Annotated in this window: 22 protein-coding genes; 11 read left to right on the top strand and 11 right to left on the bottom strand. The window is 73.2% G+C overall.

The features are described from left to right. Positions 1-66: 66 nt before the first annotated feature. The 3 genes from ACWDX6_RS21725 to ACWDX6_RS21715 all read right to left on the bottom strand — a co-directional run bounded on the left by ACWDX6_RS21725 (position 67) and on the right by ACWDX6_RS21715 (position 4,000). Positions 67-960, bottom strand: coding sequence for a hypothetical protein (locus ACWDX6_RS21725; RefSeq protein ID WP_451486532.1), 894 nt, complete (start codon positions 958-960; stop codon positions 67-69). Positions 961-1,585: 625 nt separating this feature from the next. Further along, positions 1,586-3,112, bottom strand: a complete 1,527-nt coding sequence (locus ACWDX6_RS21720) for a hypothetical protein (RefSeq protein ID WP_451486531.1) — start codon at positions 3,110-3,112, stop codon at positions 1,586-1,588. A 183-nt stretch (positions 3,113-3,295) separates the two neighbouring features. Continuing rightward, positions 3,296-4,000 (bottom strand): GntR family transcriptional regulator, encoded by a 705-nt coding sequence (locus tag ACWDX6_RS21715; protein WP_451486530.1) that lies wholly within the window; start codon positions 3,998-4,000, stop codon positions 3,296-3,298. Between the two features lie 170 nt (positions 4,001-4,170). On the opposite strand from ACWDX6_RS21715, the gene ACWDX6_RS21710 reads away from it, so the two are divergent. From ACWDX6_RS21710 to ACWDX6_RS21695, 4 genes are all read left to right on the top strand, one after another. Then, positions 4,171-5,451, top strand: a complete 1,281-nt coding sequence (locus ACWDX6_RS21710; RefSeq protein ID WP_451486529.1) for an MFS transporter — start codon at positions 4,171-4,173, stop codon at positions 5,449-5,451. A gap of 178 nt (positions 5,452-5,629) precedes the next feature. Next, complete coding sequence (locus tag ACWDX6_RS21705; protein WP_451486528.1) at positions 5,630-6,400, top strand: LamB/YcsF family protein; 771 nt, start codon at positions 5,630-5,632, stop codon at positions 6,398-6,400. Next, on the top strand, positions 6,397-7,023 hold the full coding sequence (locus ACWDX6_RS21700; protein ID WP_451486527.1) for a 5-oxoprolinase subunit B family protein: 627 nt from the start codon (positions 6,397-6,399) through the stop codon (positions 7,021-7,023). The genes ACWDX6_RS21705 and ACWDX6_RS21700 overlap by 4 nt, the downstream gene beginning before the upstream one ends. Beyond that, positions 7,020-7,883 (top strand): 5-oxoprolinase subunit C family protein, encoded by an 864-nt coding sequence (locus tag ACWDX6_RS21695; RefSeq protein WP_451486526.1) that lies wholly within the window; start codon positions 7,020-7,022, stop codon positions 7,881-7,883. The genes ACWDX6_RS21700 and ACWDX6_RS21695 overlap by 4 nt, the downstream gene beginning before the upstream one ends. Before the next feature lie 22 nt (positions 7,884-7,905). Here ACWDX6_RS21695 and ACWDX6_RS21690 read toward each other — a convergent pair whose 3' ends face one another. From ACWDX6_RS21690 to ACWDX6_RS21680, 3 genes are all read right to left on the bottom strand, one after another. Further along, a complete protein-coding gene (locus ACWDX6_RS21690; RefSeq protein ID WP_451486525.1) occupies positions 7,906-11,547 on the bottom strand; it encodes a hydantoinase B/oxoprolinase family protein in 3,642 nt (1,213 codons plus the stop codon). A 188-nt stretch (positions 11,548-11,735) separates the two neighbouring features. After that, entirely contained in the window at positions 11,736-13,151 is a 1,416-nt protein-coding gene (locus ACWDX6_RS21685; protein WP_451486524.1) for a HEAT repeat domain-containing protein, read from the bottom strand. A 241-nt stretch (positions 13,152-13,392) separates the two neighbouring features. Then, the gene (locus ACWDX6_RS21680; protein WP_451486523.1) at positions 13,393-13,785 is read right to left on the bottom strand and encodes an ankyrin repeat domain-containing protein; all 393 of its coding nucleotides are present in this window, start codon (positions 13,783-13,785) and stop codon (positions 13,393-13,395) included. 354 nt (positions 13,786-14,139) lie between these two features. Between ACWDX6_RS21680 and ACWDX6_RS21675 the strand changes: the two genes are divergently transcribed. Together ACWDX6_RS21675 and ACWDX6_RS21670 are read left to right on the top strand one after the other, a co-directional pair. Beyond that, positions 14,140-14,334 carry a hypothetical protein gene (locus ACWDX6_RS21675; RefSeq protein ID WP_158985291.1) on the top strand — a complete coding sequence of 65 codons (195 nt, stop codon included), beginning with the start codon at positions 14,140-14,142 and terminating at the stop codon, positions 14,332-14,334. Positions 14,335-14,371: 37 nt separating this feature from the next. Further along, the gene (locus ACWDX6_RS21670) at positions 14,372-16,027 is read left to right on the top strand and encodes a hypothetical protein (RefSeq protein ID WP_451486522.1); all 1,656 of its coding nucleotides are present in this window, start codon (positions 14,372-14,374) and stop codon (positions 16,025-16,027) included. A gap of 106 nt (positions 16,028-16,133) precedes the next feature. Here the strand turns inward: ACWDX6_RS21670 and ACWDX6_RS21665 are convergent, their stop codons facing one another. After that, positions 16,134-17,639, bottom strand: coding sequence for an SCO1417 family MocR-like transcription factor (locus ACWDX6_RS21665; RefSeq protein ID WP_451486521.1), 1,506 nt, complete (start codon positions 17,637-17,639; stop codon positions 16,134-16,136). A 30-nt stretch (positions 17,640-17,669) separates the two neighbouring features. On the opposite strand from ACWDX6_RS21665, the gene yczE reads away from it, so the two are divergent. The 4 genes from yczE to ACWDX6_RS21645 all read left to right on the top strand — a co-directional run bounded on the left by yczE (position 17,670) and on the right by ACWDX6_RS21645 (position 21,210). Continuing rightward, positions 17,670-18,419 carry a membrane protein YczE gene (gene yczE, locus ACWDX6_RS21660; RefSeq protein ID WP_451486520.1) on the top strand — a complete coding sequence of 250 codons (750 nt, stop codon included), beginning with the start codon at positions 17,670-17,672 and terminating at the stop codon, positions 18,417-18,419. Then, a complete protein-coding gene (locus tag ACWDX6_RS21655) occupies positions 18,416-19,180 on the top strand; it encodes a glycerophosphodiester phosphodiesterase family protein (protein WP_451486519.1) in 765 nt (254 codons plus the stop codon). Before yczE ends, ACWDX6_RS21655 begins: the two co-directional genes overlap by 4 nt. A 40-nt stretch (positions 19,181-19,220) precedes the next feature. Continuing rightward, positions 19,221-20,579 carry an MFS transporter gene (locus ACWDX6_RS21650; protein ID WP_451486518.1) on the top strand — a complete coding sequence of 453 codons (1,359 nt, stop codon included), beginning with the start codon at positions 19,221-19,223 and terminating at the stop codon, positions 20,577-20,579. Positions 20,580-20,835: 256 nt separating this feature from the next. Beyond that, the gene (locus ACWDX6_RS21645) at positions 20,836-21,210 is read left to right on the top strand and encodes an RNA polymerase-binding protein RbpA (RefSeq protein ID WP_026278069.1); all 375 of its coding nucleotides are present in this window, start codon (positions 20,836-20,838) and stop codon (positions 21,208-21,210) included. A 92-nt stretch (positions 21,211-21,302) separates the two neighbouring features. Here the strand turns inward: ACWDX6_RS21645 and fxsA are convergent, their stop codons facing one another. From fxsA to ACWDX6_RS21625, 4 genes are all read right to left on the bottom strand, one after another. Further along, entirely contained in the window at positions 21,303-21,899 is a 597-nt protein-coding gene (gene fxsA, locus ACWDX6_RS21640; RefSeq protein ID WP_451486517.1) for an FxsA family membrane protein, read from the bottom strand. Between the two features lie 47 nt (positions 21,900-21,946). Next, positions 21,947-22,726, bottom strand: coding sequence for a polyprenol monophosphomannose synthase (locus tag ACWDX6_RS21635; RefSeq protein ID WP_451486516.1), 780 nt, complete (start codon positions 22,724-22,726; stop codon positions 21,947-21,949). Between the two features lie 521 nt (positions 22,727-23,247). Further along, positions 23,248-24,876, bottom strand: a complete 1,629-nt coding sequence (locus tag ACWDX6_RS21630; RefSeq protein WP_451486515.1) for an amidohydrolase — start codon at positions 24,874-24,876, stop codon at positions 23,248-23,250. 10 nt (positions 24,877-24,886) lie between these two features. After that, positions 24,887-25,327 (bottom strand): Lrp/AsnC family transcriptional regulator, encoded by a 441-nt coding sequence (locus tag ACWDX6_RS21625; protein ID WP_158985307.1) that lies wholly within the window; start codon positions 25,325-25,327, stop codon positions 24,887-24,889. 225 nt (positions 25,328-25,552) lie between these two features. On the opposite strand from ACWDX6_RS21625, the gene ACWDX6_RS21620 reads away from it, so the two are divergent. Further along, on the top strand, positions 25,553-25,921 hold the full coding sequence (locus tag ACWDX6_RS21620) for a hypothetical protein (protein WP_403290561.1): 369 nt from the start codon (positions 25,553-25,555) through the stop codon (positions 25,919-25,921). The last annotated feature ends 121 nt before the right edge of the window (positions 25,922-26,042 follow it).

Here is a 26,042-nt window from a genome sequence, read left to right as displayed (position 1 = left end):
CGGACTCTCGTCGACTGGTTCGGTGATGAGGCGGTCGTGATGGCGTGATGGGCCGTGATGAGGCGGTCAGGCGTGGAAGGGCAGGCCGGCGTCGGCGGCGAGCTCCAGGTCGTCACCCTCCGGCGGCGGTACCAGGCTGGCGGAGCCGTCGCTGACGGGGACGACGCCGAGTTCGAGCAGCTCGGCCATGGCGGCGCTGCCGGCCATGTCGCGGACCTGGAGCTGGTAGCGGGCGGTGGTGCGGTAGGCACCGCCCGCGTCGTCGCCGGTGCGCTGGAGGAAGCCGGAGTCCGTGAGGAAGGCGACGGCCTTGCCGACGATGCCGGTGGTGGAGCCGGCGAGACGGCGGGCGTCCTTGGTGGCGCCGGTGGCGCTGCGGCGGGAGTAGATCCGCCAGGCGGCCTCCAGGCCGGGGGCTTCGGAGGCGGGGTCGGTGTTCACCCCCTGCTCCTCGGCGCGCTCTTCGAGGCGGCGGCAGGCCTGTCGTACGAAGGCGTCGACGCCGTTGACGGTGAGGCGGCCGATGTAGCCGTCGTCGGCGAGATCCTCGGGGCGCGGGAAGGCCATGGCGGCGACGGCGAGGTGGGCGAGGCCGTGGAGGAAGCGGTCGGCGGAGTCGGTCGAGGCGCGGCGGGCGTAGTCGCCCATGCGGACGGCGAAGACGGAGTCCTCGCCGGCGGTGACGACCATGCCGGCACGTGGGGAGACCTCCAGGACGACGAGTCCGAGGCCGGTGGCGACAGCATCGGCGAGGCGGGCGAAGGCGGTGTCCTCGCGGTAGCGCCGGAGCAGCTCGGCGTACTCGGCGTCGCGGGCGGGCAGCAGCTTGGGCTGGAGCCCGAAGGAGACCAGCCGGGCGGCGTCGGCGGCGTCGGCCGGGGTGACGGCCGACGAAGCGGCGCTCTGCGGGGGCTCCGGCTCGCTCCACGCGTCGGCGTGCTCTGCGTGGTGTTCGCTCACGGCTGGGGCTCCTCGGTACGGGTGGTCGGTGATGCGTCGGGTCGGGGCAGCGGGAGGCGTACGGGCGTGACGCTCACGGCCGGCCGCCGCGCAGGTGCCGCGGCGGCCGCCTCGTCCGTCAGCCGGATGGCGCGCACAGAGGGCGCGGGGTTCCGCCGGACGGGCTCGGCGACGGGCACGGCACCCACGCGGGCACGGCGCGGTGCCGGCGCCGTTGCTGTTGCCGCTGCCGTCGCCGTCGCCGGATCGTGAGCGGGTGGCTCGTCCGGGCCCGGCCGCGCGTCCGCGTCCGGAGCCGCGGGCGACTCGTCGAAGCCGGACGGCGCGACCATGTCCGGAGCCGCGGGCAACTCGTCCGAGGTCGGTGGCCCCGGCTTGGGCGTCGCGGGGGTGGCGGGGTGTCGCGGAGGCGTTGCGGCGGGGGGCGCGACAGACCCCGTGGGGGTCGTCGCGGTGACCTCGACAGCTACCGTCGGCGTCCCGGCAGGAGACCCAGCGGTCTCAACGGATCCCGTGGGCTTTGGGGCCGGCCCCGGAGGCGTTTCGACCGGCCCCGTGGCCGTCCCCGACGGCATCGGGGCAGGTGACGGCGGCAGTGGTCCGTCGTGCGTCGGCGCGGGGTCGTTCACGATGCCTCCGTGCGGTCGGCCGCCATGCCCGCCGCGTCCAGCAGAGCCGTCCCCACTATCAGGTCCGCGCCGCCGAACTCCTCGTCGTCGAGCGGGGTGCCGTCGTCGACGGCGAACAGCAGGCGCTCCTCGCCCTGGCGGTAGGCCGTGCCGACCGGGGGGCTCGCGGCGTGCACGGCGAGGAGGGCGACGAGGTACGGGAGGTCCCGGTCGCGGAGGCGGGCGTCGGCGAGGAGGCCGGAGAGGCGGCGCGGGGCGTCGTGTTCCAGGTCGAGCAGTTCCATCGCGCTCGCCAGCTGCTCCTCGCTGAACCGGCTGTCGTCGGGCGTGGCGATCAGGTCCGGCTCGGGCATCTCGGCGCCGAGGTGCTCCCGCTCGACGGGCGGGGTGAGCAGCATCTCGACGAGGTCGCCGACGCGCACCGACACGGGCGTGCGCAGTCCGGTTCCCTTGGCGAAGAAGGCGTCGGTGACCTTCGTCGCCTGCTCGACCGGGAGCGGCAGGAGCGGGGCGACGAGCTGGCCGTACAGGTCTATCCCGGTGTACGACGTCGGCGCGGCGAAGGCCTGCCGGTCCTGCTCCGCGCGGAACAGCGGCCCGGCCTCCAGGAGGCGGGACTGGAGCTGGGTGTGCCGGCGGATGCAGTCCTTGACGATGTCGACGAGTTCGGCGGCGCGGCGCTTGTGCTCCTGGTCCTCGGCCTCGTCACGGGCCTTGCGGATGTTGGTGAGGATCGCGTTCTCGTGGCGGTAGCGGTCGGCGACGTGGTCGAGCGCCTCGGCGATCATGTCGGGGACGGCGCGGAGCCAGTCGACGGCGCGGACGTTGCGCCGGGTCGCCTCCAGGGTCTTGCGGAGGGTCTCGGCGTACTGCACGGTGCGGTAGCGCGCCTGCTCGGCGGCGAGCTGGGCGTCGGCGAGCCGGCCCCGGCTGATCAGGACCTCCAGCTTCACCTCCGCGGCGATCTGGGCGCTGGTGACGTCGGTGTCGAGGGCGCCGACGAGGACGTTGACCGCTTCGTCGGTCGTACGGAGGTAGACGCTGCCGCCGGGTCCTGGGACCTCTTCGAGGAGTTTGAAGTCGTAGTCGCGCCGGGTGTAGACGCCGTCGGCGCCGAACGTGCCGTACACCGCGCGGAAGCCGCGGTCGACGCTGCCGACGTTGATCAGGTTCTCCAGGACCCAGCGGGCGACGCGCTCGTGCTCGGCGGCGGGGCGGCTGGGTGCCTGGGCGGCGACGCGCGGCAGCAGCCGGGCGACGATCTGTTCGTGGTCGGCGCCGGTGTCGAAGTCCATGGTGAGCGTGACGAGGTCGATGGCGGCGAGGGCGACCTCGGCCATCGCGTAGATCGAGTACTCCCCGGCGAGGTTCGCCTTGCGCACGTCCAGGTCGTGCAGCGGGGCGGTGCACGCGAGCGCGCGGAGGCGCCGCGCGAGCCCTTCGTCGGCGGCCGGGCCCGGCGCGGGCCGCGGCCCCGCGCTGAGCTGGGGCGGAGCGAGGTCCGTCGAGACAGGCGAAGTCACGGTGCACAGATTAGGTCCTCGCACTGACAACGGTCGAAACGGCGCAGATGTGACCGCCGCCGCCCGCCCCCGCCGCAGCTCCGCCGGGGCCGCCGGCCGGTCGCCGCTGTGCCGTGCGAGCGGGGTCGTGCCGCACCTCTGCCGGGCCGCCGACCGGTCGCCGCCGCGCCGCGGCCCGGCCGCTCAGGCGTCGGTGTCCGCCGGGTCGTCGACCGCTTTGGCGTAGACCTCGACGATCCGGGTGCGGGAGTCGTCGAGGTAGCGGGCGAGGAGCCGCTCCGCGGTGGCGCGTTCACCGGCGAGCAGGGCGTCCAGGATCTCCCGGTTTCGTACGAGATAGGGTTGATGCAGTCCGCGTGGGTCGTCCACGACGTGGAAGGCCAGGCGGAGTTCGGCGAGCACGCCGCGCATCAGTTCGTCCGTGCGCGCGCTGCCCGCCATCGCCACCAGCTCGCGGTGGAAGTGGATGTTGGCCGTGGAGACGCCCGTCCAGTCCGCCGCGCGGGCCGCCCTCTCCCCCTCCTCGACGGCGCCCACCAGGCCGTCGAGGTCGAACGGCGGGTCGCCGAGGCTCCGCACGACGGCGCATTCGACCAGGCGCCGGGTGCGGTAGATGTCGGCGACGTCCTCGACGGCGAGCACCCGGACGAAGACGCCCCGGTTGAGCTCGTGGACGAGCAGCCGTTCATGGGTGAGCAGCCGGAACGCCTCGCGCAGCGTGTTGCGGGACACGCCGAGCGCGCCGCCGATGCTGTCCTCCGACAGCCGGGTGCCGGGCGGGAAGAAGCCCTCGGCGATCCGGGTCCGCAGGATGTCCGCGACCCGTTCCGCCGTGCTCGTCCTACTCAACAGGGCCCGGTCGTCCGCGAGTTCGCCTGTTCCGCTCACCGTGCTCGATCCCTCCGTCGCCCCGCGCCGAGTCGGCCGAGTCCATCGTAGAAGCAAGAACGAGTCAACACGCCTCTTGTCGGATCGTTGAACGATCCTCTACGTTGTTCGGCATCGCACGGTCCTCCAGTACGTCCTCAGGCACGCTCCTCCCCCTCTGCGAGGTGCAGATGAGCACGACACAGACCCAGCAGCAGCCCCAGGGCGAACGCCCCGACGACACGGGCGCGTTCGCCTGGTTGCGCGCCCTCGGGCCGCGCGGTCGGCGCGCCTTCGGCGGCGCTTTCGGCGGATACGCCCTGGATTCCTATGACTTCTTCACCCTGCCGCTGTCGATGGTGGCCATCGCCGCCTACTTCAGCCTCGACAAGGGGCAGACCGGTCTGCTGACCACGGTCACCCTCGTCGTCTCGGCGATCGGGGGCGCGCTCGCCGGCATCCTCGCCGACCGCATCGGGCGGGTGAAGGCGCTGATGATCACGGTCGTCACCTACGCGCTCTTCACCGTGCTGTGCGGGTTCGCGCCCAACTACGAGACGCTCCTCGTCTTCCGCGCCCTGCAAGGTCTCGGCTTCGGCGGCGAATGGGCGGTCGGCGCGATCCTGGTCGCCGAGTACGCCTCCGCCAAGCACCGGGGCCGTACCCTCGGCGGCGTCCAGAGCGCCTGGGCGGCCGGCTGGGCGCTCGCGGTGATCGTCTACACGCTGGTCTTCCAGTTCGTCGACGCGGACACCGCCTGGCGGGTCATGTTCTGGACCGGCGCGCTGCCGGCGCTCCTGGTCGTCTACATCCGGCGGAACGTCGAGGACGCCCCGCAGGCAGCCCAGGCGCGGCGCGCGAGCACCGAACGGGGCTCGTTCACCGCCATCTTCAAGCCGTCGCTGCTGCGCACCACGCTCTTCGCGGTGCTGCTGTCGACCGGTGTGCAGGGTGGTTACTACACCCTGGCGACCTGGGTCCCCACCTTCCTGAAGACCGAACGCGGACTGACCGTGGTCGGCACCGGCGGCTACCTGACCTTCCTGATCTCCGGCGCCTTCATCGGCTATCTGACCGGGGGTTACCTCACCGACCGGCTGGGCCGTAAGAAGAACATCGCCCTGTTCGCCGTGCTCTCCGCCGTGTGCGTCGTGGCCTACACCAACATCCCCTCCGGGGCGAACACGCTCATCCTCGTCCTGGGCTTCCCGCTCGGGTTCTGCATGTCGGCCATCTTCAGCGGCTTCGGCTCCTTCCTGGCGGAGCTGTACCCGACGGCGGTACGGGGCACCGGTCAGGGCTTCACGTACAACACGGGCCGCGCGGTGGGCGCCGTCTTCCCCACCCTGGTGGGCTTCCTCGCGGAAAGCTGGGGCGTCGGCGGCGCGCTGGTCTTCGGGGCCATCGGCTATGGGCTCGCCGTCCTGGCGCTGCTCGGGCTGCCGGAGACCCGCGGAAGGGAACTGGCATGAGCGGCACGGCGATCGGCCCTCCGCACGCCGCACGCGCGCGTGGCCGGGCGGCAGCCACCGGTCCCGCGGCCGGCCGGGCCCCGGTGCGCGCCTCGTGACCGACATGCCCGACGCGCGCCGCCGCGTCCCCGTCTGACCCGTACCACCCGCACGACCAGGGACGGAAGGAATCGACACCATGACCTGGGCCTCGATCGACCTCAACGCCGACCTCGGAGAGGGCTTCGGCCGCTGGACGCTGACCGACGACGAGGCGCTGCTCTCGGTGGTCACCAGCGCCAATGTGGCCTGCGGGTTCCACGCCGGGGACGCGGTCACCATGCGGCGCGTCTGCGAGCTGGCGGCGGCGCGCGGGGTACGGATCGGGGCCCAGGTGTCCTATCGCGACCTGGCCGGCTTCGGACGGCGCTCGATGGACGTCCCGGCGGACGAGCTGGCGGCCGAGATCGCCTACCAGATCGGCGCCTTGGCGGTCTTCGCGCGCGCGGCCGGGTCACGGGTGTCGTACGTCAAGCCGCACGGGGCGCTCTACAACCGGGTGGTCCGTGACCAGGAGCAGGCGCGGGCGGTCGTCGACGGGGTCCTGCTGGGGGGCGGCGGCGAGCGCCTTCCGGTGCTGGGGCTGCCGGGGTCCCGGCTGCACGAGGTGGCGGAGAAGGCGGGACTTCCGGTCGTCACGGAGGCCTTCGGGGACCGGGCGTACACGGCGGACGGCACCCTGCTGCCACGGGGGCGGGAGGGCGCCGTCGTCACGGATCCGGCGGAGGTCGTGGAGCGGTCGGTCTCCATGGCCCGGTTCGGGGTGGTGACCTCGCACTGCGGGCGGTCCGTCTCCGTCCGGGCGCGGTCGCTCTGTCTGCACGGGGACACCCCGGGCGCGGTGGGGCTCGCCCGGCGGGTCCGTGCCCAGCTGGAGGCGGCCGGTGTACGGGTGGAGGCGTTCGTATGAGAGCGCGCCGGGTGTTCCGGGTGGGCGAGCGGGCGCTGCTCGTCGAGCTCGCGAGCGGGGAGGCGACGGAGGCGTTCCACGCCGAGCTGCTGCGGCGCCGGGAGGGCGGTGCGCTGCCCCCCGTACGGGAGATCGTGCCGGCGGCGCGGACGGTGCTGCTCGACGGGGTCGACGCCCCGGACGGGCTGGCCCGGGAGCTGCGGGAGTGGACGATCCCGCCGCTCCACGCGCGCGTGGAGCGGGCCGTCGACGTACCGGTCCGCTACGACGGTCCAGATCTGGCGGAGGTGGCGGCGCTGTGGGGCGTCTCCGTGGAGGCGGCCGTGCGGATCCACTCGGGCACCGGTTTCCGGGTCGCGTTCTGCGGTTTCGCGCCCGGGTTCGGCTATCTGACGGGCCTGGGCGAGCGGTACGAGGTGCCGCGCCGGGCGACTCCGCGCACCGCGGTCCCGGCGGGCTCGGTCGCGCTCGCGGGGCCGTACACGGGCGTGTACCCGCGCTCCTCCCCCGGCGGCTGGCAGCTGATCGGCACCACGGACGCGGTGCTGTGGGACACCGCGCGGGAGCCCGCCGCGCTGCTCACGCCGGGCACGCGGGTCCGTTTCGTGGTGGACGGCCGATGACCGATCGTGCCTTCGCCGTCGTGCGGGCAGGGGCGCTGACCACCGTGCAGGACCTGGGGCGGGCGGGTTACGCGCACCTCGGGGTGCCGCGCTCGGGGGCGCTGGATCCGGGCGCGGCGCGGCTCGTGAACCGGCTGGTCGGCAATCCGGAGGGCGCCGCGGTGCTCGAGACCACGGTCGACGGGTGTGCGCTGCGGCCCCGGTGCGCGGTGACGGTGGCGGTGGGCGGCGCGCCGTGCCCGGTCACGGTCGACGGCCGTCCGGTGGCCTGGGGTACGGCGGTACGGGTCGAGGCCGGGGCGCTCCTCGAGGTCGGCGCGGCCGTGCGCGGCCTGCGCGGCTACGTCGGCCTGGGCGGCGGCGTCGCCGTGGAGCCCGTCCTCGGCAGCCGCTCCACCGACCTGCTGTCCGGGCTCGGCCCGGCTCCGCTGGCGGACGGGGCGGTGCTGCCGCTGGGCGCGGAGCCTGCCGCGCGGGTTCCGGTCGACGTTCCGCCGTGGTCGGGCCCGGCGGACGAACTCGTGCTGCGGGTCCGGCTCGGGCCGCGGTACGACTGGTTCTCCCCCGCTGCCCTGGAAACGTTCGCCACGCGCGCGTACCGGGTCTCGCCGTCGAGCAATCGCATCGGCCTGCGCACGGAGGGGCCGCCCCTGGAGCGGTCGGTGACCGGCGAGCTGCCCAGTGAGGGCATGGTTCTGGGGGCCGTCCAGGTGCCTCCGGACGGGCGCCCGGTGGTGTTCCTGGTCGATCATCCGACGACGGGTGGCTACCCGGTGGTGGCGGTGGTACGGGAGGCCGATCTGGCCGCCGCGGCGCAGGCGGTGCCGGGAACGGTCGTACGGTTCGTACCGGTCGGCTGAGGTCCCGGCGTGCCGTCGCGCATCAGCGCTCCACGGGCGCGCAGCCGCCTCCGGTGCGCGGCTCGGGGGTGTGCCGGTCCGGGGGCCCGTATCCCCCGCCGCCGGGGGTGCGCACGACGAGGACGTCGCCCGGTCCCACGTCGACCGCGTCGACCCCGCCGAGGCACTCGACGGTGCCGTCGGCGCGTTCGACCGTGTTCTCGCCGAGCGCGCCCGGTGCCCCGCCTGCCATGCCGTAGGGCGGCACCCGGCGGTGGCCGGTCAGCAGGGCCACGGTCATCGGCTCCAGGAAGCGGATCCGGCGTTCGGCGCCGTTGCCGCCCCGCCAGCGGCCTGCCCCGCCGCTGCCGCCGCGTACCGCGAAGGAGTCCACGCGTACCGGGTAGCGCCATTCCAGGATCTCGGGGTCGGTGAGCCGGGAGTTGGTCATATGGGTCTGGACGGCGTCGGCTCCGTCGAAACCCTCGCCCGCGCCGGAGCCGCTCGCCACCGTCTCGTAGTACTGCACGCGCGCGTTGCCGAAGGTCACGTTGTTCATCGTCCCCGAGCCCTCGGCCTGGACGCCGAGGGCCGCGTACAGCGCGCCGGTGATCGCCTGGGAGGTCTCGACGTTGCCCGCGACGGTGGCGGCGGGGTAGGCGGGCGCGAGCATCGAGCCGGGCGGGACCCTGATCTCCAGGGGCTCCAGGCAGCCGCTGTTGAGGGGGATGTCGTCGTCGACGAGAGTGCGGAAGACGTACAGGACAGCGGCCATGACCACGGACGTGGGCGCGTTGGTGTTGTCGGGCCGCTGCGGCGACGTGCCGGTGAAGTCGAGGACGGCGCAGCGCCGTTCGCGGTCGACGCGCACGGCGACCTGGATGATCGCGCCGCTGTCGGTCTCGTAGCGGTAGGAGCCGTCGCGCAGGTGGGCGACGATCCGCCGGACGGACTCCTCGGCGTTGGCACGGACGTGCCGCATGTACGCGTGCACGACGTCGAGGCCGAACTGGTCGACCGTCTTGCGCAGTTCCTCGATGCCCTTCTCGTTGGCGGCGATCTGGGCGCGCAGGTCGGCGAGGTTGGTGTCCGGGTCGCGCGAGGGGTACCGCGCGCCGGTCAGCAGCGCCCGCGTCTCCGCCTCCCGCAGCCGTCCGTCCCGTACGAGAAGCCAGTCGTCGAAGAGGACGCCCTCCTCGTGGACGGTCCGGCTGAACGCGGGCATCGAGCCGGGGGTGATGCCGCCGATCTCGGCGTGGTGACCGCGCGAGGCGACCAGGAAGCGGAGTTCGGCCCCGGTGTCGTCGAAGACCGGTGTCACCACCGTGATGTCCGGGAGGTGGGTGCCGCCGTGGTACGGGTCGTTGATCGCGTAGACGTCGCCGGGGCGCAGTGAGTCGCCGCGCCTGCGCAGCACCTCCTTGATGGACTCGCCCATCGAACCGAGGTGGACGGGGATGTGGGGCGCGTTGGCGATGAGGTTGCCGTCGGCGTCGAAGAGCGCGCAGGAGAAGTCGAGGCGCTCCTTGATGTTGACGGAGTGGGCGGTGTTCTCCAGGCGTACGCCCATCTGCTCGGCGATCGCCATGAAGAGGCTGTTGAAGACCTCCAGGAGGACCGGGTCGGCCTCCGTGCCGACGGCGACGCGCGCGGGCCGGGGCAGCACGCGCGCGAGGACGAGGTGTCCGCCGTCCGCGGCGGTCGCCCGCCAGCCGGCGTCGACGACGGTGGTGGCGTCGGCCTCGGCCAGGACGGCGGGGCCGGTGACGGTGTCGCCGGGGCGCAGGTCCTCCCTTCGGTACAGCGGCGTGTCCGCGGCGCCGTCGCCGCTGTACATCCGTACCGTCGCCCGGGCCGCCGGCTCCCTCGCGCGGTCCCCCGCGTCGACGGCCACCGGGCCATGGGGCCCGGCGAGACCCACGGCCTCCACCGAGACCGCCTCGACGACCAGGGGTCTGTCCATGGTGAAGGCGTACCGCGCGCGGTGGGTGGCGGTGAAGGCGGCGGTCATCTCCTCCGGGGAGGCGAGATCGACCGGGAGGCTCGCGTCCGTGCCGGCGTAACGCAGCAGTACGCGCGCGTGGGTGGTGACGGCAGAGTCCGCGAGACCGTCCGCGCGCAGCTCCGCCCGGGTGCTGTCGGCGAGTTCGGCGCAGAGGGCGCGCACGCGCGCGTGCGTCTCCGGTCCGTCGAGCTCCGCCTCGACGGACCGCTCCCGCATGGCGGTGGCGTCGGCGAGGCCGATGCCGTACGCGGAGAGGACACCGGCCAGCGGCGGTACGAGGACGGTGTCGATGCCCAGGGCGTCGGCGACGGCGCAGGCGTGCTGGCCGCCGGCGCCGCCGAAGCTGGTGAGGGCGTAGCGGGTGACGTCGTGCCCCCGCTGGACGGAGATCTTCTTGACCGCGTTGGCCATGTTGAGGACCGCGATCTCCAGGAAGCCGGCGGCGACCTGCTCGGGGGTGCGGCCGCCGCCGATCCGCCGGGCGAGGGCCGTGAACCGCTCCCGTACGACGGCGGTGTCGAGCGGCTGGTCGCCGGTCTCGCCGAAGACGGCGGGGAAGTGGGCGGGCTGGACACGGCCGAGCATGACATTGGCGTCGGTGACGGTCAGGGGGCCGCCGCGGCGGTAGCAGGCCGGTCCGGGGACGGCGCCCGCGGAGTCGGGGCCGACGCGGTAGCGCCGCCCGTCGTAGTGGAGGACGGAGCCGCCGCCCGCGGCGACGGTGTGGATGCTCATCATCGGCGCCCGCATGCGGACGCCCGCGACCTGTGTACCGAGTTCACGCTCGAACTCGCCGGCGTAGTGCGACACATCGGTGGAGGTGCCGCCCATGTCGAAGCCGATGACCCGGTCGAAGCCCGCCTGCCCGGACGTGCGGGCCATGCCGACGACCCCGCCGGCCGGACCTGACAGGACGGCGTCCTTGCCGCGGAAGTGGGCGGCTTCGCGCAGGCCCCCGTTGGACTGCATGAACATCAGCCGTACTCCGGCGAGTTCGCGGGCCACCTCGTCGACGTAGCGGCGCAGGATCGGGGAGAGGTAGGCGTCGACGACGGTGGTGTCGCCCCGGGGCACGAGTTTGACGAGTGGGCTGACCTCGTGGGAGCAGCTGACCTGCGGGAAGCCGAGCGCCCGTGCGATGCCGGCGATCCGGGCCTCGTGGTCGGGGTGGCGGTAGCCGTGCATGAGGACGACGGCGACGGAGCGGTATCCGTCGCGGTGGGCCGCCTTCAGCGCCTCGGTGACGGCGTCCTCGTCGAGCGGTCTCACCACGTGCCCGTGGGCGTCCACGCGCTCGGGTGCCTCGACGACCCGTTCGTGGACGGCCTCGGGGAGCACGATGCGGCGGTCGAAGAGGCGGGGCCGGTTCTGGTAGGCGATGCGCAGCGCGTCGCGGAAGCCTTCGGTGACGACGAGGACGGTCGGCTCGCCGCGTCGTTCCAGAAGGGCGTTGGTGGCGACGGTGGTCCCCATCTTGACGACGCTGATCTCGTCGGCGGGGACGGGTTCGTCGGGGCCGAGCCCGAGGAGGAGCCGGATTCCGGCGACGGCGGCGTCGTGGGGGCGGGAGGGGTCGTGGGAGAGGAGCTTGCGGGTGACGAGCCGGCCGTCGGGCCGCCGGCCGACGACATCGGTGAAGGTGCCGCCGCGGTCGATCCAGAACTCCCAGCGCCCGCTCATTTCCCCATTGTGGCCGCCGCACGCTCAGGGGACACGGCGGCGGAGGCGGCGGGGATTCCCCTCGCCGTCACCCTTGCCGGGGGGCGCCCAGCGCCCACGGCCCCCGCCGCCGGTGTCCGTCCCCCGGGGCGGGGCCACGTCGGCGGGGCTTCCCCGCCGCAGGCCGCGCCGCCCCGGGGGCGGGGGCGTCAGACCTGGAGGTCCGGCCCTATGCGGTTGCGTACGGCCGTCTGGACCTCGGCCTCCTCGGCCGGGTCGGCGGCCAGGCGCCGCAATCGCTCGGCCACCCGTACGTCGCCGGTCTCGGCGTGCAGCGCGGCGATCTCGCGCGTGGTCTCCTCGCAGTCCCAGAGGCATTCCACGGCGAAGCCGGTCGGATAGGTCGGGTCGGTGGCCGCGAGGGCGCGGGCCGTGCGGCCGCGCAGCTGGGAGGAGGCCGTCTCCCGGTAGACGTGGCGCAGCACGGGGGCCGCGCAGGCGATGCCGAGGCGTCCGGCGCCGTCGACGAGGGTGTAGAGGGCGGTGGCGTCGGGGCCCTCGGCCCGGACGGTCTCGCGGAGGGCGCCGAGGACGAGGGGGGCGTCCTGGGCACCGCCTCGACAGGCGAGGAGGCCGGCGGCCGCGGCGCCGAGCGCGTCGGGCCGGTGGACCCAGCCGCGGGCGCGGTCCACGGCGGCGGGGCCGCACATCCGCTCGAAGGCCGCGACAGCGGCTTCGGAGACGGTACGGGAGCCACCGCCGGCGGCGGCCTCGATGAGGTCGAGGACGGCCGGGTCCATGGCCTCGGCGAGGTAGTGCAGCGCGGCGCAGCGCGCCCCGTCGGGACCGCTGCGGGCGGCCTCGACGATGGCCGGCCGGTCCTCGGGCCCGGCGACGGCGGTCAGGCAGCGGGCGGCCGGTCCGTGCAGGACGGCGCCGCGCTCCAGGCCTTCCTGGGCCCAGTCGAAGACCGCCTGGACGCTCCAGCCGGGTCGCGGCCCGCTCGGACGCATCTGGCGCTGCCAGCGGTCGAAGGAGCCCTGTTCCCGGGCGGCCCTGATCCGGCTTCCGACGGCGTCGCGCGCGTCCTCGGCCCACAGCCGCCACGGCCGGGGCTCGAAGGCGTCCCGTACGGTGCTCGCCAGTTCGGCGTCGCCCTCCGGGGTGGCCGGGAAGCGGGCGAGTACCGGCACGGCGAGCGCACGCAGTCCGGCGTCGTCGTCGCGCAGGGCGAGCTCGTCGAGCGCCCATGCCCAGTTGGCGCCGGTCGCGGCGTACCGCCGGAGCAGGACGAGGGCGTCCTGGCGGCCGTACGAGGCGAGGTGTCCGAGGACGGCGAGCGCGAGCCCGGTCCTGTTCTCCTCGGTGTCGAAGTGGTCCTCGGCCCCGAAGAGGTGGCTCTCGATCTCCTCGAGCCCGCCGTGCAGGTCGAGGTACAGGCGTGCGTAGTAGAGGGAGCGGTTCTCGACCTGCCAGTCGTGGCGGGGGTCGTGGAGAACACAGTGGTTCAGGGCCGCGAGGGCCTCGGCGCGCGGCGCGGCGAGCGCGTGCAGGGTGCCGTCGCCGCGGCCCCTCTGCAGCAGGCCGAGCAGCGTGCCGCTCGGCGCTATGACTGGATCGAACATGGAGGATGCCTCACATCAAGCTGTCGACGAACCCGGGGAGACCGGGTACTGGTGATCGCCTAGGCCGCGCAGCAACATGGAGGGCCGCCCGTCGTCCTTCGCTTGGTGTTGACCATCTTCCTCTGCCTCTCGTCGGTGGCCCCCTGCGGGCCCGACGTCATGATGACCCAGCCATTTCGCCACCGCGACCACATTTACGACACCGCTCTCACCTGGCGTTCGGCGTCCGTTGCCCGCCGCTTCACAAGGAGCCGAAGAGTTCCAGGAGTTCGGCCTTCCCAAACATCCGCGCGGTGTCCACAGCGGACGGAGTGCCTGCTTCCGGATTTGCCCCGCCGGCGAGCAGGGCGCGGATCACGGCGTCCTCGCCCTTGAAGACGGCGCCGGCGAGCGGGGTCTGTCCTCGGTCGTTGGCGCGGTCCGCGTCGGCGCCGCGGGCGAGCAGGGCCGCCACGGCGTCGGCGTGACCGTGGTAGGCGGCGAGCATGACGAGGGAGTCGCCCTTGTCGTTGGTGAGGTTCGCCGGGACGCCCGCGTCGACGTAGGCGGCCAGCGTCTCGGCGTCCCCGGTGCGTGCCAGGTCGAAGACCTTGCCGGCCAGCTCGATGACCTCGGGGTCCGGAGTCTCGCTCATCGACGTGTACGCCTTTCCGTTCGTTCTTCTCGTTCTTCGGTCCGCTCGTGCCGCACTCGCACCGCCGTTGACCTGCACACGGCAAGCGCGGCCGTACGAGTGAATCGACAGGGTACTGCCCGTGCCGCGACATGGAGCGGGCCGTCCGAGGCAAGGATCACCGCAGCTCGGCCCGGCGCGAAGCCCGCCCCGGCTCGCGCGCTCGGCGCTTTCGGCGGGCCGGCGAGTCACCCACCTCCGCCAACCAAGTGAAATCGCCCGCCTTTCACCCGTATGCACCTTTAATCATATAGATACTTCCTGTGAACTTGGAAGGACTCATGGTGACTGTCCCCTCAACCAGGAGAACTCCTCATGATCCTGTCCATCTCAGGCGTGGTCCTGCTCGGCATCATCTGCTTCCTGTTCTTCAAGAAGGACGGCCTCAAGGCATCCCACGCCCTCGTCTGCTCGCTCTTCGGGTTCTACCTCGCCGGCACCGCCATCGCCCCCAGCATCACCGCGGGCGGCCAGAGTCTCGCCAGCCTCCTGGGCGGGATCAACTTCTGACGCCCCTCAGCCCCTTCCACAACTCCAGGAGTACGACGTGGCCCGGCGACCACTCCCCCGCATTCTGAGCAGCGGCAGCGCCCAGATCGCTCGCAGTCGAGAGATGGCGCGCACGGCCGCCGACAGCGCCACCGATGTGCTCCATCCGCTGATCACCATCACACGTGGTCTGCGGAGGCTGGCCGCGACCGCGCGCGCCAGGTGGGCCGCCACTCCCAAGGAGCGGCGCGGTCCCACGCTGTTCCTGGTCGCGGCCTGCGTTCTCGTTGTCGCCCTCCTGCCGTACGGGCCGCTCCTCGCGCTCGTCTCGGTGATGGCGGCGGCCGCGTGGAAGGGGCGTGAGCGTCCGGTCGTGAGGACCGGACCCGACGAGGCGGAGACCGAGCGGCTCAAGGGCCTGTACGAGGCGCTGGTGCCGTACTTCTCCGTCCCCGAGGACCCGGCCCCGCTCTTCGCCCACGGCGGCGACTGGAGCGGCGCCTTCGACGACCACGCCTTCGACGACGGCGGGCGCCTCACCCGCCTGCGGATCAAGTACCCCGCCTACTTCACCGACGGGGAGGCCGCCGCACGCGCCCGGATCGAGCATCTGCTGCGCGCCAAGTCGGGGCGCGGGCGCGAGTACCTCTTCGACTGGGACGAGGAGGGCAACCAGCTCGTCATGAGCGTGCTGCCCGCCCTGCCCACCACGATCGCCGCACAGCGTTTCGTCACCGCGCCGGGCGAGACGGTCCTCGGCTTCACCGACGCGGGCGCCGTGCAGCGGACCGTGCCGGTGCTCACCGCCGACGGCCCGGCCGACGCGCCCCCGGTGGTCTGGCGCACCGGGCCCCGCTCGACCGAGCCGCATCTGCTGGCCGTCGGACAGCCCGGCAGCGGCACGACCTCCCTGCTGCGCTCCATCGCCCTGCAGGCCCTGCCGCACGGCGATGTGCTGATCATCGAGGGCGGCGGCACCGGCGAGTACGCCTGTCTGACCGGCCGCGCCGGGGTCCTGGCCGTCGAGTGCGGTCTCGCCGGGGCGCTGGCGAGCCTGGAGTGGGCCGCGCACGAGACCGAGCGGCGGCTGATCGCGGCGAACCGGGCCCGGCAGGCGGGCCATCCGGCCCCCGACGACACCCGGCGGCCGCTGTGGATCCTCCTCGACCGGCCGAGCATCCTCGGGCACCTGGCGGCGGCCGACGGCCGCACCGACCCGCAGGACCTGCTCCAGGTACCGCTCCGGCACGGACGGGCCGCCCAGGTCACGGTCGTGGTGACCGAGCAGTTCGACAGCGTGGACTCCCTGAGCGAGGCGGTACGCACGCACACCCGCGCCCGGGTCGTGCTCGGCCCCACGTCCCGGGAGCAGATCGAGTCCGTCCTCGGCGTCGAGCCGCACACCACCCCGATCCCGGTCGTCCCGCCGGGCCGCGGCTACGCCCGCCTCGGTACGGGCCCGGTGCTGCGGCTCCAGGTGCCGGCGACGCCCGACCCGTACGACGACGCGACGAGCGAGGCGCACCGCCAGGCCGTCCTGGAGCTGCTCCCGGAGCGCCAGACCGCCACGGCGGCGGCGGTCGAGGCCGTCCCCGGCTCCGCACCGGAGCCGGAACCGGCCCCCGTCCATGCCCCGGACCCCGGCCCCGCGCCACGGCGCGCCCCCGACGCGGGACCGGCACCGCGCCACGCCCCGGTCCCGGCGGAGGGCTGAGCGGAAGTACGGCCGGAGGGCCGGTGCGGACGACCGTCCGCACCGGCCCTCCGCATGCCCGACGCGACGGACCAACCAGGATCCCCCCTGACCGCCCGGCCGCTCCCTACGCCACGAACGTCCTCGGCGGCTCCGCCCCCGTCGCCGCCCCCGCGCCCGATTCCACCAGGCGTGCCGCGGCCGCGAGGCGGGAGGCCGCCTCCTCCGCGACGGGGCCGCCGACCGTGAACGGCAGGCGGATGTAGCCCTCGAAGGCGCCGTCCACTCCGAAGCGGGGGCCCGAGGGGACCCGTACGCCGACCCGCTCCCCCGCCTCCGCCAGGCGCGAGCCCGACAGACCGCCCGTGCGGACCCAGAGCGTCAGGCCGCCGCGCGGGACGTCGAACTCCCACGTGGGCAGCGCGGCCCGCACCGCGGCGACCAGCGCGTCGCGGTTCTCCCGGGCCTGTTCGCGGCGGATGGTGACGGCCTGCTCCCAGCCGCCGGTCCGCATCAGCCAGTTGACACCGAGCTGTTCGAGGACGGGGGTGCCGAGGTCGGCGTAGGCCCGGGCCGCGACCAGCGAGCGGATGACGTCGGGCGCGGCCCGCACCCAGCCGATGCGCATGCCGGCCCAGAACGCCTTGCTGGCCGAGCCGACCGTGAGGACCGTCGAGCCCGCCGGGTCGAAGGCGCAGACCGGCCGGGGCATCACCAGGTCGTCCTCCAGGTACAGCTCGGACATGGTCTCGTCGACCACGAGGACCGTGCCGGCCGACCGGGCCGCGTCCACCAGCTGTCGCCGCTGGTCCTCGTCGGCCAGGGCGCCCGTCGGGTTGTGGAAGTCCGCCACGACGTACGCCAGTCGCGGAGCGGCGTCGCGCAGCACCTGACGCCACAGGTTCAGGTCCCATCCGGTCAGCCCCTCGGCCATGGCGACCGGCACCAGACGGGCTCCCGCCGCGCGCATCAGCTGGAGGATGTTGGCGTAGGACGGCGACTCGACGGCGATCCGCTCGCCGCGCCCGGCGAAGAGGTGGCAGATGGCGTCGATGGCGCCCATCGCGCCCGTCGTCACCATGATCTGCTCGGGCATGGTCGGGATGCCCCGCTCGGTGTACCGGTCGGCGAGCATCTGCCGCAGCGCCGGCAGCCCCGCGGGGTAGTCCCCGTGCGTGTGGGCGTACGGCGCCAGCTCCTCCAGGGCTCCCTGGACGCTGCGCGTGAGCCACGGCTCGGGCGCGGGCAGCGCCGCGCAACCGAGGTCGATCATCGAGCCGAGGGACTCGGGCGGCAGCGGTTCGAGCCCGCGCGCGGGCAGCGGGTTCCCCGCGGGTACGGCGGTCCAGCTGCCGGCGCCGCGCCGCGACTCCAGGAACCCCTCGGCGCGCAGCGCCTCGTACGCCGCCGCCACCGTCGTACGGCTCACGGTCAGCGCCAGCGCCAGCTCCCGCTCGGCGGGCAGCCGCGCGGCGACCGGGACCCGGCCCTCCAGCACGAGGAGGCGGATGCCGTCGGCCAGCGCGCGGTAGGCGGGCGGCTTGCGCGTGCCCGGTCCGGCGGGACGGGGCTGCTGCGCCTGAAGCTGGCGGGCCAACTGAGCCGGCCCGACCGCCGAAGTCCACTGAGCCATGGAATCCAGTCCACCTTCCTCGAATTGGCCATGGTTGGTATGCGATCCCCCGCCACAGAGTGTCATGGGTCAGTCCACCATCACCACACAGGGGGCACTCGCTTGTCCATCACGACCTTCACCACGAGCCTGCGCGGCCGGCACCTCACCCGCCGGCTCGCGCAGCTGTACGCCGGACTGGCGCTGTACGGGATCAGCTCGGCGCTCCTGGTGCGCGCCGGGCTCGGCCTGGAGCCCTGGGGAGTGCTCCACCAGGGTCTCGCGGAGCGGACCGGGCTGACCATCGGCGCGGTGTCGATCGTCGTCGGCGCGATCGTGCTGCTGCTGTGGATCCCGATCCGGCAGAGGCCCGGGCTGGGCACCGTCTCGAACGTCTTCGTGATCGGGGTGGCGATGGACGGCACCCTCGCGCTCGTCCCCGGCGTCCACGGCCTGGCCGGGCAGATCCCGCTGATGGCCCTCGGCATCGTCCTCAACGGCCTGGCGACGGGGCTCTACATCGCCGCCCGCTTCGGCCCCGGTCCGCGTGACGGACTGATGACCGGTCTGCACCGGCTCACCGGCCGTTCGATCCGCCTGGTGCGTACGGCGCTCGAGGTCGCCGTCGTCGCCTCCGGTTTCGCGCTCGGCGGCACGGTCGGGGCCGGCACGGTCCTGTACGCGCTGTCCATCGGCCCCCTCGCCCAGTTCTTCCTGCGCCGGTTCGCCGTCCCCGAGCGGAACGCGTGCAGCACCGTGGTCGCCTCCGGGACACCCGAGCAGGCCATACTGCGGCGGTGACTCGCGTACGCCACCCCTATCTCGACCACCCGTCGCCCATCCCGTTCGCCCACCGCGGCGGCTCGGCGGACGGCCTGGAGAACACCGCGGCCGCTTTCCGGCGGGCCGCGGCGGCCGGTTACCGCTACTTCGAGACCGATGTGCACACCACCGCGGACGGGGCGCTGGTCGCCTTCCACGACGCGACGCTCGACCGGGTCACGGACGCGACCGGCCGGATCCGCGATCTGCCGTGGGACGCGGTCCGGGAGGCGCGGGTGGCCGGCAAGGAGCCGCTCCCGCTCTTCGAGGAGCTCCTGGAGGAGTTCCCCGAGGCCCGCTGGAACGTGGATCTGAAGGCGGAGTCGTCACTGGCGCCGCTGGTCGGTCTGATCGAGCGGACGGGCGCCTGGGACCGGGTCTGCGTGGGCTCCTTCACCGAGGCGCGGGTGGCCAGGGCGAAGCGCCTGGCGGGGCCGCGGCTCGCCACCTCGTACGGCGTGAAGGGCGTGCTCGGGCTGCGGCTGCGGTCCTTCGGCATCCCGGCGGCGCTGCGCGCGGGCGCGGTCGCCGCCCAGGTGCCGGAGAGCCAGGGAGGGATTCGCGTGGTGGACCGGCGTTTCGTCCGCGAGGCGCACGCGCGCGGCCTGCACGTGCACGTCTGGACCGTCAACGATCCGGAGCGGATGAACTCTCTCCTCGACCTGGGGGTGGATGGCATCATGACCGATCATCTGGAGACGCTGCGCGCGGTGCTCACCGACCGGGGGGTGTGGGTCTGAGCGCGCGTCCCGCCACGGGGACGAACGAGGGGGCGCGGCCTTGACCGCCAACACCGCCGAGCCGGAGGAGCACACCGCCGATCCCGCCGACCGCAGGCGCGAACAACGCGGCTGGTACTTCTACGACTTCGCGTGCTCGGTCTACTCGACCAGCGTGCTCACCGTGTTCCTCGGCCCCTATCTGACCTCGGTCGCCAAGGCGGCGGCGGACGCGGAGGGCTTCGTCCACCCGCTGGGGATCCCGGTCCGGGCGGGTTCGCTGTTCGCCTACGCCGTCTCCGCCTCGATCGTGGTGGCGGTGTGCGTGATGCCGCTGGTGGGCGCGGCCGCGGACCGCACGGGGCGGAAGAAGCCGCTGCTCGCCGTCGCGGCGTATCTGGGCGCGGCGGCCACCACCGGAATGTTCTTCCTGGACGGCGACCGGTATCTCCTCGGCGCGTTCCTGCTGATCGTCGCGAACGCCTCGCTGGCCGTCTCGATGGTGCTCTACAACGCCTATCTGCCGCAGATCGCCGAGCCGGACGAGCGGGACGCGGTCTCCTCGCGCGGCTGGGCCTTCGGCTATACGTCGGGGGCCCTGGTCCTGGTCCTCAACCTGGTCCTGTACTCGGGGCACGACTCCTTCGGTGTGTCGGAGGGGACGGCGGTACGGATCTGCCTGGCCTCGGCCGGGGTGTGGTGGGGCGCCTTCACGCTCGTACCGCTGCGCAGGCTCCGGGACCGCAGGGTGCGGGAGACGAGTGGCGAGGGGGCCGTCGGCGGTGGCTGGCGGCAGCTCATGGCGACGCTGAGGGACATGCGGCGCCATCCGCTGACGCTGTCGTTCCTGCTGGCGTATCTCGTCTACAACGACGGGGTGCAGACGGTGATCTCGCAGGCGTCGATCTACGGCTCGGAGGAGCTGGGTCTGGAGCAGACGACGCTGATCACGGCGGTGCTCCTGGTGCAGGTGCTCGCCGTCGCGGGCGCTCTCGGGATGGGGCGGATGGCGCGGTCGTACGGTGCCAAGCGCACGATCCTGGTGTCGCTGGCCGTCTGGACGCTGATCCTGGCGGCCGGGTACTTCCTGCCGGCCGGCGCGCCGGTGGCGTTCTTCTGTCTGGCGGCGGCGATCGGTCTCGTCCTCGGCGGCAGCCAGGCGCTGTCGCGCTCGCTCTTCTCCCATCTGGTGCCGCGCGGCAAGGAGGCGGAGTACTTTTCGGCCTACGAGATGAGCGACCGCGGCCTGAGCTGGCTGGGGCCGCTGGTGTTCGGTCTCGCGTACCAGCTGACCGGCAGTTACCGCGATGCCATCGTCTCCCTGGTGATCTTCTTCGCGGTAGGTTTCGTCCTGCTCGCGCGGGTACCGGTACGACGTGCCGTGGCCGCCGCGGGCAACCCGGTTCCGGAGCGGATTTAGACGCGGAAGTGAAAGGCCGGTAGTATACGCCTTTGGCCTGCCAGGCGGACCGTTACTGCGTGCTGCTTTAGTGAAAGCGCTGGGTGACATCTGCTGCCCAGATGTGACAAACCGGGCACTGGTGGGTAGAACAAGGGGCGGCACGACGGGCGACGCATGACCCGGAACGGGAATCTTTACCGCCGACCGGACGTTGACCGGATGACGACGACAGCGACACCTGTCCTGTGGGCGACAAGCCCGGGAGGCACGATTCATGAGTGAGCGAGCTCTTCGCGGCACGCGCCTCGTGGTGACCAGCTACGAGACCGACCGCGGCATCGATCTGGCCCCGCGCCAGGCCGTGGAGTACGCATGCGAGAAGGGCCATCGTTTTGAGATGCCCTTCTCGGTGGAAGCGGAAATTCCGCCGGAGTGGGAGTGCAAGGTCTGCGGAAGCCAGGCACTTCTGGTGGACGGGGACGGCCCCGAGGAGAAGAAGGGCAAGCCGGCGCGTACGCACTGGGACATGCTGATGGAGCGGCGCACGCGTGAGGAGCTGGAGGAGGTGCTGGCCGAGAGGCTGGCGGTCCTGCGTTCCGGCGCCATGAACATCGCCGTCCATCCGCGAGACAGCCGCAAGTCCGCATAGGCGGACGGCGCGGTCCGAAGCGACGCCGCGGGGCCCGGTACACGATCTGTGTACCGGGCCCCGCGGCGTTCTCGCGCGTGGCCGGGAAGCGCTCAGGGCGTCAGCGGCGGGCGGGGCTCGTCGGCCCGCCCGGTGTCGCTCCCGGGCGCGTCGTCGCGGATGACCTCACCCTGGACGACCTTGCCGTCCGGGCGGTGAATACGGGCCTGCTGAAAGGCGTCCTGGAGGCTTCCGGTGGGGGCGGCGCCCATCCGGCGCTCCACGGCCTTCTCGGCGTACCGTCCCAGCAGCGAGCGGACCGGCGGGGCGAGCAGCAGCAGCCCGGCCACGTCGGAGACGAGCCCCGGCAGCATCAGCAGCAGACCGCCCAGCATCAGGAAGCCGTTGCGGTCCTCCGCGCCGACCCGGTCGGCGGCGGTGGGAGGCTGCCCGGTGCGGGCCGCCGCCTGGGCCCGCTCGAAGGTCTCGGTGAGGTTCTTGAAGGCACGCCGGCCCGCCCGCTTGATCACCACGGCGCCGAGGACGGCGCCGCCGACCAGCAGGCCGAGGACGGTCAGTCCGCCGGCCGCTCCGGCCACCACCGTGAGCAGCCAGATCTCCAGGACCAGCCAGACGGCGAGGGCCAACGGGAGCAACGTACGCGCGCGGGAGCGCTTGGGGGCGAGAGGGGGCGGTGCGCCTGTCGTCATGGTCCCCAGTGTGCCTGGCGCCCCGCAGGAACGTCGTAAAGGACGGATCAGCGCGCGGACTTGCGGCCGAGCAGCTTGCCGACCTTGTGCGCGCGGGCCGTCAGGCCCCAGCCGGTGACCCGCCACAGCGCCTCGACGAGGATGTCCTTGCTCATCTTGGAGTCGCCGACCTCGCGTTCCACGAAGGTGATGGGCACCTCGACGACATGGAATCCGGCGGCGACGGCACGGCGGGCCAGGTCGACCTGGAAGCAGTAGCCGGCCGAGGCGACGTCGTCGAGGCCGAGGCCCTCCAGGGTCTCCTTGCGGAAGGCGCGGTAGCCGCCGGTGACGTCCCGGATGGGGACGTCGAGCATGACGCGGGAGTAGAGGCTGCCGCCCCGGGAGATGAACTCGCGGGACTTGGGCCAGTTCACGATCCGGCCGCCGGGCACCCAGCGGGAGCCGAGCACCAGGTCGGCCCCCTTGAGCGCGGTGAGCAGCCGGGGCAGCTCCTCGGGCTGGTGGGAGCCGTCGGCGTCCATCTCGACGAGGACGCCGTAGCCGTTCTCCACGCCCCAGCGGAAACCGGCGAGGTAGGCGGCGCCGAGGCCCTCCTTGCCCTTGCGGTGCAGGACGTGGACGTGGTCGTCCCCCGCGGCGAGCTCGTCCGCGAACTTGCCCGTCCCGTCGGGGCTGTTGTCGTCGGCCACGAGGACGTGCGCCTCCGGTACGGCTTCCCGTACCCGCGAGACGATCGGCTTGATGTTCTCCGCCTCGTTGTAGGTCGGAATGATCACCAAGGCTCTGCCGAGCGGGCCGTAACGCCTCTGGCCACCGTCGTTCACTGCTGCCCCTTCGGATACATACGTAAGCTCCCACCATAGCGAGCCCCGGTCGCGGGTCTGCGGCGACCGGACTCGTCGGGGCGGGGACGTCACGTGACGCCACCGAGGGAGCACGCTGCGGATCGGGGCCCGGTGTCCTTCGGTCCGACCTGGGACCCGCTGGGTGCGGGTCGACCGAGAGCCGTTGTCTACTGAACGTCCGGGCCCCACCCGGATCCCACCCTCCGCCGGAAAAAACCTTCCCTCGCCCCCGAGGCGCGGGCGCTGAACCTGGCTCGCGGTGCTGGTGAACCGGTGCGGCACACCATTCCCTGACCCAGCGGCGTTCGACGACTGCGTGGAGGTTCGAAACCGGTCGGATGTCCTGTGGTGGACTCGCCGAACCTACCGGCCGGTGGCGGTTGGCTGTCAATACTCGTTCGACCTGCGGTGATGACCTATACCGCCAGGTCAGCGGGGACGATCCGCAGGTCGTGGACGAGCGGAAGGATCATCGATCGGTGGTACGGAACGTCCCCGCGTCACTCGTTCGGCCGCTCGAAGACCGTGTGCCCCAGGACCACCGTCCGCAGGCAGACGGGGAGCTCGCCGCCGGGGGTCAGATCGGGCAGTCCGGGCGTGCCCGAGCGCGGGTCGGTCGACCAGCGGGCCACCCGGTCGTCGGGGGCCTGGACCACGAGTTCGCCGGTGCGCCAGACCGCGTAGTCGGCCGGGGCGCCGGGCACGAGGGTGCCGGCGTCGTCGCGGCCGACGGCCCGCCAGCCGCCCCGGGTGTGGGCGGTGAAGGCGGCACGGACGGAGATCCGGTGCTCGGGCGTGCGGTGGAAGGCGGCGGCCCGGACAGTGCCCCAGGGATCCAGCGGCGTCACCGGACTGTCCGAGCCGAAGGCCAGCGGCACCCCGGAACGGAGCAGGGCCGCGTACGGGTTCAGGGTGCGGGCCCGCTCCGCGCCGAGGCGTTCGGCGTACATGCCCCGCTCGCCGCCCCAGGCCGCGTCGAAGGCGGGCTGCACCGAGGCGGTGAGGCCGAGTTCGGCGAAGGCGGCGATCGTCTCGGGCGTGAGCATCTCGGCGTGCTCGACGCGGTGCCGGGCCGCGCGGATCCGGCCGAGGCCGAGCTTCTCGGACGCGGCCCGCACGCCGTCGACGACCGCGGTCAGGGCGGCGTCGCCGATGGCGTGGAAGCCGGCCTGGAGCCCGGCCTCGGTACACGCGACGACATGGGAGGCGACCGTCGCGGCGTCCAGGTGGGAGACCCCGGTGTGCGCGGCGGCCAGGTCGGCGTAGGGGTCGTGGAGGCAGGCGGTGTGGGAACCGAGGGAGCCGTCGGCGAACAGGTCGCCGGCCGCGCCGACGGCGCCGAGGGCGCGGGCGCGCTCGGTGTCGAGATCGGCCCAGTAGCCGACGACGCGCGGGCCCGGCTCCTCTCGGGCGAGGTCGAGCAGTCCGGTGAAGTCGTCCTCGGAGGAGATCTCGGGGCCGCCGCACTCGTGGAGGGTGCCGATGCCGAGCGAGGCGGCGCGGGCGCGGGCCGCTCGCTGGGCCTCGGTGCGCTGCCCGGAGGAGACGGCGGCGTAGGCGGCGGCGCGGACGGCGTGGTGCGCGTCGCCGGTCAGCGGTTCGTCCGCGCGGAAGCCGGTGAGGGCCCGGACTCCGGGCACGAGGTCGAGCAGCGCGGTGGTGACGACGGCCGAGTGGACGTCGATACGGGTGAGGTAGAGGGGGCGGCCGCCGGTGAGCTCGTCCAGCTCCTCGCGGCGCGGCGCACGGCGCTCGGGCCAGCGGGCGGCGTCCCAGCCGTGCCCGATGAGGATCCGGTCGTCGGGGCGGGCCGCGGCGTGGGCGCGGATCATCTCCGCCGCCTCGGCGAGCGAGGCGGCGGCGGAGAGGTCGAGGCCGGTCAGCGCGAGACCCGTGGCGGTGGTGTGCACATGGGCGTCGACGAACGCGGGGGTGACCAGGGCGCCTTGGAGGTCGATCACCTCGTCGACGCCGGAGGCGAAGGCGTCCGCCGCGCCCTCCGAGCCCACCCAGGCGACGTGCCCGCGCTCGACCACCATGGCGGTGGCGAAGGGGTCGGCGGGGCTGTGCACTTCTCCACCGCGCAGCAGCACGGTGCGGTGTTCGGTCTTCGACAGGCTCTCGGTCATGGTGACCAGGTTAGATACGTGGCGGCCTGGCCTCGTACGGGGTGGACAGGACGACCGTCGTGCGGCTGGAGACACCGGCCTGGGAGCGGATGCGGCTGAGCAGGTGCTCCAGCTCCAGGGGGGTGGCGACGCGCACCTTGAGGATGTAGTTCTCCTCGCCGGCGACGCTGTGACAGGCCTCGATCTCGGGGATGTCGGCGAGCCGGTCCGGGGTGTCGTCGGGGGCGCTGGGATCGAAGGGTTTCACCGAGATGAAGGCCGTCAGGGGCAGACCGACGGCCTCCGGGTCGACGACGGCGGCATAGCCGCGGATGACCCCGCGCTGCTCCAGGCGGCGGACGCGCTGATGTACGGCCGAGGTGGACAGGCCCGTGGCCTTGCCCAGGTCGGTGTAGCTCATCCGCCCGTCCCTGACGAGCAACTCCACGATCTGACGATCCAGCTCCTCCATGCGGTCAACCTATTGCCCCGGGAGGTCATCGGCACAGTCGGCGGCCGCCGGTATGCGTGGCTATGACCGTCCGCGCGGCACCTGCGCCGGGCATGTGACGAACGCCACAGGTTTGCGGAGCGGCTTGGGTCGGCCCTCACGATTATGCGGTGGGCCGTATGGGAATTGCTTGTTGTGGTCGAGGCCACACGCACTTGGTCGACCCACCCGAGGGGGAGATTCTCCATGCAGGAGCCTGTTGATTCGGTCGAGACGCCCGACGAGCTCGACGCGTACGACACCTTTGAGATGTACCGGGTCATCTGCCCGGACTGTGTGCAGCCGATAGCGCTGCTCGCGGACGAGGACGAGCTGCCGGAGCACGCGCTCTGCCCGACTCCGTGGAACCCGTTCGTCCTGACGGTCTGCCCCGGCACCGGTCGCGCCGCGTCCGAGGCGCGACCCGCCGACGAGACCCTGGAGGTCCTGGAGCAGGACACCGCGCTGCTGCTGACGCTCCCTCAGGGACTGGACTGGCGGACGCAGCCCTTCTCGCACGTCGGCGGTCCGGGTTCGCGTCCGATCAAGGTGCCGCAGATGCGGCGCGCGGCCTGAGACCGCGCGAGGAGGAGTTGGCGGCACGTCAGGCGTTCCCGCGAGGCCGGAGCCGGGCACGGTCGGCCTCGTCCGGGAACACCGGGTAACTCCCGAACTGCCGCTCGAATCGGTCCGGCGG

Source organism: Streptomyces sp. NPDC003027, from assembly GCF_053591435.1.
This window is presented reverse-complemented; position numbering and strand designations above follow the sequence as displayed.